Origin of the sequence: Nonomuraea sp. NPDC001831 (genome assembly GCF_042892035.1) — a bacterium.
GTDB lineage: Bacteria > Actinomycetota > Actinomycetes > Streptosporangiales > Streptosporangiaceae > Nonomuraea.
Genome location: NZ_JBIATU010000026.1, coordinates 1 through 11,791, shown reverse-complemented (window position 1 = coordinate 11,791; position 11,791 = coordinate 1). Strand labels below are relative to the sequence as shown.

General features: G+C 71.5%; 7 protein-coding genes. 1 reads left to right on the top strand and 6 read right to left on the bottom strand.

Annotated elements, in window-relative coordinates:
- The first annotated feature begins 195 nt into the window (after positions 1–195).
- Positions 196–1,107, top strand: coding sequence for a LysR substrate-binding domain-containing protein (locus tag ACFYYW_RS45875; protein WP_352321761.1), 912 nt, complete (start codon positions 196–198; stop codon positions 1,105–1,107).
- Between the two features lie 8 nt (positions 1,108–1,115).
- Here the strand turns inward: ACFYYW_RS45875 and ACFYYW_RS45870 are convergent, their stop codons facing one another.
- The 6 genes from ACFYYW_RS45870 to ACFYYW_RS45845 form a co-directional block, all read right to left on the bottom strand.
- Complete coding sequence (locus tag ACFYYW_RS45870) at positions 1,116–6,833, bottom strand: hypothetical protein (protein WP_387660086.1); 5,718 nt, start codon at positions 6,831–6,833, stop codon at positions 1,116–1,118.
- 6 nt (positions 6,834–6,839) lie between these two features.
- Complete coding sequence (locus tag ACFYYW_RS45865; protein ID WP_352321768.1) at positions 6,840–7,142, bottom strand: hypothetical protein; 303 nt, start codon at positions 7,140–7,142, stop codon at positions 6,840–6,842.
- A complete protein-coding gene (locus ACFYYW_RS45860) occupies positions 7,139–7,522 on the bottom strand; it encodes a YbaB/EbfC family nucleoid-associated protein (RefSeq protein ID WP_352321770.1) in 384 nt (127 codons plus the stop codon). Before ACFYYW_RS45860 ends, ACFYYW_RS45865 begins: the two co-directional genes overlap by 4 nt.
- Positions 7,523–7,751: 229 nt before the next feature.
- Positions 7,752–8,006: a MerR family transcriptional regulator gene (locus ACFYYW_RS45855; RefSeq protein WP_352321845.1), complete on the bottom strand. Its 255-nt coding sequence runs from the start codon at positions 8,004–8,006 to the stop codon at positions 7,752–7,754.
- Between the two features lie 689 nt (positions 8,007–8,695).
- Positions 8,696–10,261, bottom strand: coding sequence for an OmpA family protein (locus ACFYYW_RS45850; protein WP_387660081.1), 1,566 nt, complete (start codon positions 10,259–10,261; stop codon positions 8,696–8,698).
- Between the two features lie 187 nt (positions 10,262–10,448).
- The gene (locus ACFYYW_RS45845) at positions 10,449–11,750 is read right to left on the bottom strand and encodes an aminotransferase class V-fold PLP-dependent enzyme (RefSeq protein ID WP_387660078.1); all 1,302 of its coding nucleotides are present in this window, start codon (positions 11,748–11,750) and stop codon (positions 10,449–10,451) included.
- Positions 11,751–11,791 lie beyond the last annotated feature (41 nt).

Genomic DNA, 11,791 nt, shown 5'->3' with positions numbered 1-11,791 from the left:
TCCGCTCGCGGAACGAGACCCGAGGACGCGGCTCCGGGATGCCGGCGGCCGGTCGCGGAGTTCATCAGAGGGCCGCCGTGGCCGTGTCGCTCGTACGCGCTGTGGCTATGAAATGGCACAGCACCGTTGCTGACAAGCAGCCGTTTTCGCACGGACTGTACTCTTTTTGCGCACGGTTCAGCCCAGGGAGGCTCGATGCTCCACTCACGCGTGCTGCACTACATCGACGAGGTGGCCCGGTACGGCTCCATCCGGGCCGCCGGAGCGCGGCTCCACGTCGCCCCGTCGGCCATCAACCGGCAGATCCTGCTCCTTGAGGAAGAGCTCGGCGAGCCCCTGTTCGAACGCCTGCCGCGCGGCATGCGGCCCACCCCGGCGGGCGAGGTCCTCCTCGCCCACGTGCGCCGGACGCTCCAGGAGTACCGCGAGGCCGTGACCGAGATCCGCGACCTGCAGTCACTGCCGAGCGGCGAGGTGGTGATCGCCACGATGACCGGCCTGGCCAGCAGCATCGTCTCCACCGCCACCGTGAACTTCCACGCCCGCCACCCCGAGGTGCGCATCTCCATCCGCGCCCTGTCCACCCACGAGATCCTCCGCGCGGTGGCCGACAGCGAGGCCGACCTGGGCCTCGGGTTCAACGTGCCGTCCTCGCCGCAGCTCGAACTGTGCTGGCAGATGGACACCCGGCTCGGCGCGGTCATCGCCCCGGCCCACCCGCTGGCCCGCCTGGAATCCATCCCCCTGGCCCAGTGCGCGGCCTACCCGCTGATCTTCGCCGACCGCTCGATGGTGATCCACGGCATCATCGCCGACACCTTCGCCGAGGCCGGCCTGAAGGTCGAGCCCGCCTTCCACACCAACTCGATCGAGACGATGAAACGCCTGGCCGCCGCGGGCGAGGCCATCGCCTTCCTCAGCAGGTTCGACATGGCCGAGGACCACCACAACGGAACCCTCGCCTTCCGCCCGGTGCGCGACCGCGCCTTCAGCAACAACATCCTCTCGCTCGTCCGCCGCGAGAAGCACGGCCCCGGCCCCGCCGCCCTGCTGTTCGCCGAAGAGATCATCCAAACCCTGGAATCCGTCGCCCACCCACCCTTCTGACGACCTGGTCAGCGGGTGATCACGCCGGGGTGTGCGGCCTCGAAGGCGGCGAGTCCGTCGGCGGTCAGCCGGAGATGCAGGCCGCCGGCGACGTCCACCGTCAGGGGCTTGTCCTTGCCGTAGAACACCAGGGAGACGTCCAGCTCAAGGTAGGTGTTGTCGTGCTGCTCCTCCAGGAAGTTGCGTTCGACGATGTTGGCGTTCCGCGACGCGGCCTCGTCCGCCGTCTTCACGCTGCCGCCGACGCCGCCGAAGCCGAGGCTCCCGTCCTGCGCCCCGGCGGACCCGCCCGCCCGGACCGCCACGCCGCGGCCCTGCTCCTGGCCGTGCCCGACCGTGCTCATGGTCTGGGCGTAGACACGCTGCTTGACCAGCGCGGTGGTGACCTCGCGGGCTCCGGTGACGTCGATGCCCACCCTGCCGATCCCCGGGAGCTCGTACTCGTGCGCGAGCAACTGCTCCAGGTGGGCGCGCATGGTCCGTTCCTTGGTGGCCTCGGCGAGTGACATGCCGGCCGGGCGGGAGAGCTCGAACCCGTCGGGCCGGTCGGCCAGGGACGGCACCTCGCCCCGCAGCCTCGGCGGCACCGCGCTCAGCGGCGCCCATTCCTCGACCAGAGAGGCGGCCGGGAACGCGACCTGGCTGACGTCCCCCCTGGGCACGCCGCCGCCCAGAGTGGTGGACATGGGGTTCGGCCCGCTCGCGTCCGCCCAGCGCGGATCCGCGGCGACGACCGGCGTACGCCCCGCGACCGGCGTGCCCTGCGGCACCTCCGTGGTGAGGTGGCCCGGCACCAGGACGCCGACCTCGCCGTCCACGACCGCCCGGGACGTCCCGGTGACCCCGGCGTGCCGGTCGAACAGCCTTCCGGCGCCGTCGTGGCCGGTCATCTCGCCCACCTTGAGCAGCGCGTTGCGGGCCACGTTCTGCACCGGCTCCAGAAGCGGGCGGACCGGGACGCGTTCGAGCGTGATCTCGTACCGGACCGGATGCCTGAACTCCTGCGGGGCCTCGCGCGTCTGGTAGCGGTTGATCTCCTTGGCGATCGTCCCCTGCCCGTCCACGGTGTGGGAGTCGCGGGAGTTCGCGAACCCCGCCTCGCCTCCCCTGAGCTCGCCGCCCGCGGACTCCATGTAACGCGCGATCGCCTCCGAGCCACGGTCCGTGCCCGCCTCGCGCACGCTCAGGTCGCCGCTCAGGCGCTCGTTGCGCAGCATCAGGCCGGTGTCAGGACGCTCACCGACGTGTACGCCGTCGCCGACCTCGGCCGTGACCCGGATGCCCACGCGTTCGGTGACCCGGCCGTTCTCGTCCGTGACGAACAACCAGGAGGACACGCCGTTCCCGCGCAGCTCGCCCAGTTTGGTGCCGAGCGCGCCCTGGCCGTAGTTGCCGCGCAGGTGTTCGGCCACCGGGTGGTTGGTGAGCTCCTGGCCGGGGAGGAGGAGGCCGTCGCGGCGCAGCAGCTCCACGATCTGCGGCAGCACGCCCTCCGCGTCGAGGTGCTGGACGTAGGCGGTGTTCAGCGCCGCTTCGGGCGCCGTGTAAGCCCGCGTCGTGTCCCCGGCCGGCCTGACGGGCTCCGCGGCCTGCGGGCCGTCGAGCCCGTGCCGGCGGGCCACCTCGTCGGGCAGCACGAGGTCCACGATGTCCGCCACCCGGACGTACGTGGTCGGGCCCTGCTCGACCGTGCCCGCGCTGGTCCTGCTGGGGGTGACCTCCAGGACCAGGTCCGCGCGGTACCAGTGGGAGGTGCTGCCGTCGGAGTAGGTGACCCGCGAGACGTCGCTGCTGCCCAGGTAGGAGCTCTCCACGGCACTGCGCTTGGCGGCGCCGTGCACGCCCGCCCGTGCCACGACCTTGCGCTCGGTCCCGCCGGCTTCCCCGGCTCCGTGCGCGGCCTCGCCGTCGCTCAGGGTGACGCGCAGGCCGGTCCTGGCGTGGCCGCCGACCGCGCGCCTGCCGCGTTCGCCGTCCAGCGCCCTGGAGTTGCTGCTGGAGTAGCTCTCGTGCTCCACCCCGGTCTCCGACTTGACGTGCCGCACCTCGGCCACGTGCGCCTTGACGTGCAGGTCGTGCCGCGTGCCCGCCCGGTCCGACACGGTGTAGTGCAGGCCGTCGGGATGAGACGTGATCATGGTCTCCAGGTTGATCACGTCGGTGGCGGTCTCGAACACCGGCGGCACGTCCAGCCGCTCCGCGGCCGCCGGCAACCCCGCCCACCGGTTGTAGGCCCCGGCCAGCGTGCCCGGAAGGTCGGGCATGGCCCCCATCCGGACGATGGCCGACAACTCGTCGGCGCCGGGCCGCCACAGGTCGGCGGGCCGCTCGGCGGACGACTCGACCCGTCCCAGATGCGCGACGTCCTGCGCGAGCACCGGCCGCTGCGGCAGGTGCACGTCCGGCACCAGGATCTCCGCCCTGCTGCCGTGCACCTCCCACGAGGTGTTCAGCGTCTCCGTGCCGTCCCGCGAGATCCGCATCCTGACGTCGAAGGACAGATCCCGCGTGATCGTGAAGCCGCCGCTGGTCTCCGTGCGGTCGTACCTCGTGTGACCCGAGGAGAAGCCGGTGCTCTCCGACTTCGTGCCGCTGCCGGAGAGTGACAGGTTCACCGGGTCGATCTTGAGCCGTTCCCCCACGTCGGCGCGCGCGACCCCGCGCACCTCCGCGCGGCCCGTGCGGGAGGTCTCCCGCTGGCTCGTGTCGGTGCGCGAGGTGATCCGGCGTTCGTTGACCGTCAGGTCGGACGCGCCGACCTCGTGCCGGCGGCCCAGCGTGCCCTCGGCCAGGATCTCGACGGTGTAGCCGCCGATCGTCCTGTCGTACCTGATGCCGTGGAGGGCGTGCGTCAGGTCGGCTTCCAGCGCCACGACGCCGAAGCGGCTCTCGACGTCCCGCATGATCTGCCGCCTGATCGCCGGCGGGAGGTCGGGCAGCGCCCGGTCGACGGCCTGGTGGAGCTCCGCGCTGAGCAGCGTCTCCCCATGGACCCGGACGCCGCTGCCGAGCCCCGTGCCGCGACCGGCCGCCAGCGTCTCCGGCTCCAGGACGTGCGGGTCGTAGCCGCGGTTGGGGTGCTCCCCCCTGGCCGGGTACTCGCCGACCGGTTCGTTCAGCGTGAACTCCGCCCGCACGTCGTCGATCTCCCGGTGGAGGTCGGCGAGCTTGCGCTGGATGTCGTTGAACTCGCCCGGCGGCCGCAGATCGTGCCCGAAGACGTCCTGCTCCATCCGGGACGCGTCCCGCGCCGGGACGATCAGCTCGGCGTTCACCTCCACCTCGAAGGCGCCGAGCGTCTCGGTCTCGACCTGCAGCCGCATCCGGGCGTCGTACATGGTGACGTCACCGAGCCTGGTCAGGACGGTGTGGTTGCCGTGCGCCCGGTTGGTGGAGGTGACGTGGTCCGTCCCGTAGCCGACCCCGCCGACGGCCCGCGCGACGACCTCCCCGTGCTCGCCCAGCGGCAACCCGATCTTGCCGCCCGCGTGCACGCCGACGCTCGCGCCCTGCCGGTGCGACGTGCCCTCGCTCTCGCGCCGCCCCAGGTCGTCCCGGAACATCGTCTCGACCGGCGCGCGCCCGCCTCCGTCGATCGGCTCGACCCGCGTGATCTCGCCGGTGATCCGGACGGCGTCCTCCTCCGACCCCAGCAGGGACGTCTTGTACCGGATCGCCTCGGAGGAGACCCCGCTCGACAACATCGACTGGCTGCGGTTCTTCATCCCCTGCTCGCTGAGCAGGCTGGAGGTGAGATGGTCGGTGATCTTGACCACCTCGCCCGCGGGCAGCCCCGTCGCCAGCCCCCGGCGCTGCACCTCCAGCACGAGAGGCGTGACGTCCAGCCCGGTGATCGCGATCCCGTGGTCGCGGAACTTGTGCCCCGCTCCCTCCGGCACCTCGTGGCGGGGGAGCGGCGACGGGTGGTCGGTGCTCAGCAGCGGCCCTTCCCGGGTGAACTGCTTGGGGAAGGGGATGGTCAGCGAGAGGTCCGGCACCGCCGCGGTCTGCGTGACCCGCTCGCCGTCGCGATAGATGTCGAGGACGACGTCCGCGGCGAAGTAGTCATGGGCGGGGGAGATGGCCTTGTGCCCGCTGATGACCTCGACGCCGTTCGTGTGGGTCGTCCGGGCCGTGCTGGTGACGCCCGATCGGGGCAGGGCGTTCGCCTCGGCCTCGTCCGGCGAGTGGTAGAGCCCCTTCATCAGCCCCGCGGTCCGGTCCAGCGAGGTGCCCCGCGAGGACTTGCCGTCCACGCCGTCCCCGCCGAAGGCGACCGGCTTCTCCGGGGGCAGACTCGGCTGCTCCACGTGCGTGAACTCGTTCGGCCGGAGCTTGAGGTAGATCACCTTGTCGCCGACGCCGAGCGCCACGCCCCTTTGGAGGTGGTTGGTCCAGACCTCGCGGTCGCTGCTGGCGAGCGCCTCGGCCAGCCAGAGGCGGATCACGGCTCGTTCCCGCGGGACGATCCCCGTGATCCCGGCGGTCATGGCGTGCGCTGCCGCCCGCGGGTCCACCGGCACCCTGACGTCGTGCACGGCCGTCTCGCCCAGGGCTCCCATCTCGACGACGCGAGGCGGATGGATCTCCGGCTTCGGCAGCCCCGGGTCGGCGGACGCCAGCTGGGACGTCAGACCTTGCAGCACCTCGGACGGCAGGTCGGGGCTGTGCCAGGCGGGCGACTCGATGGTCCGCTGGTTGTGGTTCACCGCCGCCAGGAGCGTGTCGGCGCCGGTCTTGGGCCCGTGCCCGGGCCCGCCGTCCGGGCCCGACAGCGGATGTCCGGACGATGAGGACGAGCGGGGCGCGGACGGGCCGTCGGCGCCGTGCGGCAGGGGCGAGGTCAGGTGTTGCCCGTCCGCGCCGAGCGCGCTGGACGTGATGCCCTTGGCCAGCAGGTCCCAGCTGAAGTTGCCCTGGACCAGCATGGAGCCGGCCGTCGTGATCCCGCCGGTCACGGCGAACTGCGCGGCCTGCCCGTACAACGACGAGTGCGCCGCCGCCAGCAGCTTCTCGGCCGTGGACATCTCGGCCCTGGTCAGCCCGGCCCGCAGCGTGGGCGTGGCCAGGCGGCTCAGCCCGCCCGAGACCGCCCCCATGAGCCCGCCCATGGCGGCGCCGCTCGCCGCCGAGATCACGAGCTGCCGGACGTCGATGTCGTCCCTGCGGCCCTGCACCATCTGGACGCCCTGGATGCCCAGGTCCATGCCGGCCACGATCCCGGCGAACAGCAGGATGTTGCGCCGGCACTGCCGGGCGATCTGCGCGACCGTCAGCCGCGCGAGCTGCAGCCGCGGTGGGACGAGCGCCAGACTCGCCCCGCCGGTGGCCAGGGCCGCGGCCAGCAGATACCCCAGTTGCATGATCAGCAGCCAGACGGTGACCTCGATCATGTACTTGGCGTACTGGATCTGCACGCCCACGCCGTTGAGCGCCACCGCGGCGTCCACGAGCCGCTTGACCGCGAGGGCGACCTGACCGCCCGCCACCTTGTCGACGTGGGCGGCGAAGGCGAGATGGGCCTCGCCGTCCCAGTCCTTGCCGATCCTGCGCGCGCTGCCCGGCAGGTCGGCGCCCGTGCCCTCGACGAGCCGGTGCGCGGCGATCACGCACGCGTCGGCCAGCCGGAAACAGCCGGTCTCGTCCCCTTCCGGCCAGTCCATGCCGACCACCCAGCCGACGTACGGCTTGGCGAAGTCGGGCACCAGGAACCCGTCGAACCCCATGGACGATCAGTTCCGCGTGACGGGGGGAGTGGGCTCGGCCGCCTTGTAGTTGCGGGCGCTCGCGTTCAGCCCCGAGGCGACGTTCTCCAGCTGGTCGATGTACGTCGTCAGGGCGTCGAAGATGCCGCGTTCCATCTCGGGCAGCTTCTTGGCCAGCTCCGCGCCGTACTCGTCGTCGCCCAGCGTGTTCCGGTCCCGGTTGAAGGCCGCGCGGAGGTCGGCGCGCACCTGCTCCACGTTCCCCGCGACCAGCTCGTACGTCCTGGCCTCCCGGTACAGCGCCTCCCCCTGCACGTGGTAGCCGCTCACGGGGCCGGCTCCACGGGGCCGGGGAAGAACGCGTCGAGCGTGGCCCGTTCGCCGAAGACGTCCTCGTACGGCAGGCCGTCCGGCATGAGGGGGTCCAGCAGCTGCCTGCTCTGCTCGGAGACCGCGGCGGTGGCCGCATTGGCCTGCTGCATGATCGCGTCGGCCAGTTGGCTGGGGGAGAGGTTGCGATAGGCCCGGGGGTTCAGCTCGACGCCGCGCAGCTGACCGTGGCGGCCGACGGTCACGGTCACCATCCCGTCCGCCGACCGTGCGGTGTGCTCCAGGGCGGAGAGCTCTCCGAACGCCTCGCGTACGCGGGCCACCTGCTGGTTGATCTCGCCCGCGAGCGCGCTGACCTCCGCCTCGAACGCGTCCGCCACCTAAGCACCTTTCGCCCGCCTAATACCGCAAGGCATCATACGTCACCCTTTTTTACAGGATTCAGGGTGTCCGTATCGTTTACCTTCTGTTAACAAAGGTGTCACGAGGTGTCTGAGTTACGTCCGCCGCGCCGTACAGAGGCGAGCACAAATCCCCGGAGCTCGCCTCCTTTACCTGCGTCCGGACAATGGCCCGATGCCGGGCCCGGGCCTGGGCCCGGGGTGCGGCTCAGCCGCGCCGGCGGAGTTCTTCGTTGATCCGCAGGGCCTCGGCGAGCTGGTCTTCCAGGATGATGATGCGACACGCCGCCTCCAGCTGGGTGCCCGCGTCGACGAGTTCGCGGGCGCGAGCGGCCAGACGCAGCTGGTAGCGGGAGAAGCGGCGGTGGCCGCCTTCGGAACGCAGCGGCTCGATCAGTTTGGCCGTGCCGAGGCTGCGCAGGAACGCCGGGGTGACTCCGAGGATCTCCGCGGCCCGTCCCATGCTGTAGGCGGGGTAGTCGTCGTCGTCGAGCCGTTGTTCGGGGCTCTGGCCGGCTGCGGCCGATGCGACGGACGCGGCGGACGCGGTGGCGGGGGGCGTCGGCAGGTGATGCGGCTGGTGCCGGCTGACGGTGGCGGCGGCCTGAGCCTGGTCTGTTTGATCCATGCAACCTTCCTGAATGCGAACAGGGGCCCCGGCGCCATAGCGCCGGGGCCCGAATGAGGTTTAACACCATCGATCGGCCTGCTGGCCGATTCTCTTGTTCCGCAATTGTCAGCCCGTTGGGGCGAAATGCGGGGATCGCGTAAGCGTGACCGTAGACCACCGTCCTGTTCGTGGAACTGCGGTACCCGTGCGGCGATACGCCGGCGACGGGCGATCCTGATGGCGTCCAACACTCCTTTCCGGTTATCTCCACATCGGCACGTCGAGCTCTGTGCCGACTTCGTGCAATGGCAGCGCGTCCACCGTCACGGCCCCATGTTCGATCAGCCTGGCCGCGGCAGTCCGACCTTCTGCCTCTTCCTTCTTCTGTACTGCTCTCCACGTCGTCCGGGCGGCCCCGTCGTGCTGCTCGTCCTGCGCCGCCCTCGTGGATCCGTTCCTTGCGATGTCAGAAACTCTAGCTCGCCTCAACCGGAATGTCTACAGTGACGACTGCAGATTTTCTCCTGTGGCACATCGAGCCGTCACCGGATGGCGAGACCCTCGACGGGTTCGAAGCCGGGGATCTGGACGGTGACGGTGGACACGTCCGCAGGAGGCTTGAACATCGCCCACAGCGTGTACTCCTCACCCTTGGTCACCAGGTACTCCGGGCGCGACACGGACAGCAGGTACGGGCCCACGGTGATGTGGTGCCGGGCGTCACGCAGCGGACGGTACCGGCGAGGGCCGTCCACGAGTGCGGCGGCGCTGGTGCTGGCCTCCGCGTACACACCGCCCCAGTCGTGGGAGGAGGTCCAGGCGTTGAGCGGTGTGTCACCGTCGTTGCGCAGGGTCCACACCAGATTCACGTAACCGCCTGCGTCCCTGGTCAGTTCGTTGACGCGTACCTCGGCCTGCTCCGGCCAGGCGCCCTCGACGCCGGGCGCCTTCCCGGCCCGGGCGCGGCCGAGCACGGGCAGCGTCGTGCCCGTCGCATCCGCGGACGGCACGGCGGCCGGTGAGCGACTGACGGTCGCTCGTGCCTGGCCGGCGGGCGCCGCGGGTGGGCGGTCGAAGGTGATGCCGACCCGCCGGTTGGTCCTGCGGCCCTCGGCGCGATCGTTGTCGGCGATCGGATCACGAGAGCCATGGCCGTACGCGCGGAAGCGCACGCCCGAGCGGGTGACCAGCTTCTTCAGGGCTGCCTGCACGCTGGCGGCGCGTCGTCGCGACAGCGGGTCGTTGACGGCGTCGGTGCCGGTGTCGTCGGTGTGGCCGTCGATGCGGACCTCGTCACCGGGGGACCGGTCGATCTGCGTGGCCACCTCCCGCAGAGCGGCGTGGGCCGCGCGCGAGAGATCGGCCCTGTTCACCGCGAACAGCACGTCGGTCGACAGCCTGACCGACACCACCCGGCCATCGTCGTCCTGGGCCGCGCCAGCCTGCTCGACCTGGTTCACGATCGACAGCGTCACCGGGTCGCCGACGCGGGCGGAGTCGGGATCCACCGGGTCCTCGCCGTCCTGCACGTGTAAGGGCGTCGGCGGCGCCTGCCCCAGAGGAACGTCCAGAAACGGCGGCGCCTGCGGGAACAGGACGTCGAGACGGGTGACGCCGGGCGGCGGCGCGGGGAAGACGGCCACCATCTCCTGCTCCTGGCCCGCCTTGACGGTCGGCCAGCCCCGGGTGCACTGGCAGTCGCCGTTGCGGTAGCCGCGCGGGAAATACCAGCGGTCGTTGCCGCTGTCGAGCAGGGACACTCCGCCGATGGCGTTCTGGCCGAGGTTCGCGCTGTTCCACGGCACGGCCAGACTGGCGCTGAAGGAGTAGTCCTCCTTCAGGTCGTTGCGGACCCGCCAGCGGGCCACCACGGCCTGGGCCGAGACCCGGTCCAGGGCCAGCAGCCGAACGGTGATCTTGCTGCTCACCCCCAGGGACCGGCTGCCCAGCGGCCGGCCCTCGCCCCTCGGCGAGGGTTGCGACGACGTCGCGACCACGCCGGGGACGGCGGTGCGACCGGCCTGCTCGGGAGAGCGCTGGGAGGACGGGATCCCGGTGCCGCACGCGCTCGCCGACACGATCGCCATCGCCAGACCGGCCACCGGCATTGCGCGCCTCATCCTGCATCGCCCCCGTCGCAGAAACCACTCAACCGCCCACAAGGGCAGCAACGAGACGCGACCATATCTGCCGGTTCACCGGGGGCACATCCAACCACCGGTGTAAACCTGCGGTGTAGCAGTCGAGCCGGCCAAGCCGGCCAAGCCGGCTGCCCCGGCGGCGCGGCGGGGTGCTTCAGACCAGCATGGCCACGGCCTTGACGGCCTGGTCCACCTGCTCGGGGGTGTTGACGATGGTGGTGCCGAAGCGCAGCAACGTCCCGTTGTAAGGGGTGGTGCCGGCCACCACCTTGCTCCGGCGGAGTGCGTCGACCGCCTGCAGGGGTTCCATGCCGGTGATCGAGCAGCACACCAGCCCGGCCGACAGCGCCGGGTCCATCGGGGTGGCCAGCGTGACGTGCTTGATCCCGGCGAGCCCCGCCTTCAGCCTGCCGGCCAGCTCCTGGACGCGCTGCTGCACCCGGTCGGGTCCGATCGCCTCCTGGAACGCGAACGCCGAAGGCATCGCCCACCGGTGCTCGAAGGCCTTGAACCCGCCGGGCGTGGCGAGCTCGGCCGTGGTGGGGCCGGGCGGCGTGCCGAGCTGCCAGATCTCGAACGACTTCTGCCCGAAGCCGGCGATGACCGGCGACAGGGCGTCCCAGGCGCGGCCCCACAACACGCCGGTGCCGCGCGGGCCGAACAACCACTTGTGCGTCCCGCTGGCCAGGAAGTCGCAGCCCAGGTCGGTCACCTTGTCGGCCACGGCGGCGAAGCCGTGCACGCCGTCGACGCACAGCAGGACGCGGTCGTGCTCGTCGCGCCGGGCGTTGACGTCGGCCAGCATGGCGGCGATCTGCCTGACCGGCAGGCGCACGCCGGTGCTGGAGTGCACCCACGTGATCGCCACCACCCGGGTGCGCGGGCCGAGCGCCGCCTTGATCGTGCTGACCATGCGATCGGCGGTGGCCTTGGCGGGGTCGTCGTAGAGGCGGACTTTGCGCACCCGCGCGCCGGTGCGGGCGGCGAGCAGGCGCAGGCCCTCGTGGGTGGCCAGGAAGTCGTGCTCGGTGGTCAGGACGTCCTGGCCGGGGCGCAACCGCAGGCCGGAGTAGATCAGCCCGAGGCCCATGGTGGTGCTGTCGGTGAGGGCGACGTCCTCGGGCCGGCCGCCGAGGAACCTGGCCGCGGCTTCGCGTACGGGTTGGTCGGGGTCCTGGTCGCGGACCGGCGCGTAGTCGGGGTCGGCGTCGAGGCCGTCGCGGTGCTTGGCGATCTCGGCGCGTACCGGGGCGGGCGCGGGGGCCAGGGTGAAGGCGGCGAAGTGCGCGACGTCCCGGCGGAGGGCGAACTGGGCCCGGACGGAGGCCCAGTCGCGCGGGTCGAAGGAGGGCGCGGGTTGCGGCGGCGACGGGGGTGTGGAGGAGGAGCAGGCTGCCGCCGCTCCGGCCAGGACGCCCACACCGAACAGGGCCCGTCTGTTCAGTTGCTGACTCACGTCTTCCGTCCTATCCCGCGCGAGGCGGCGTTGCACAGAGG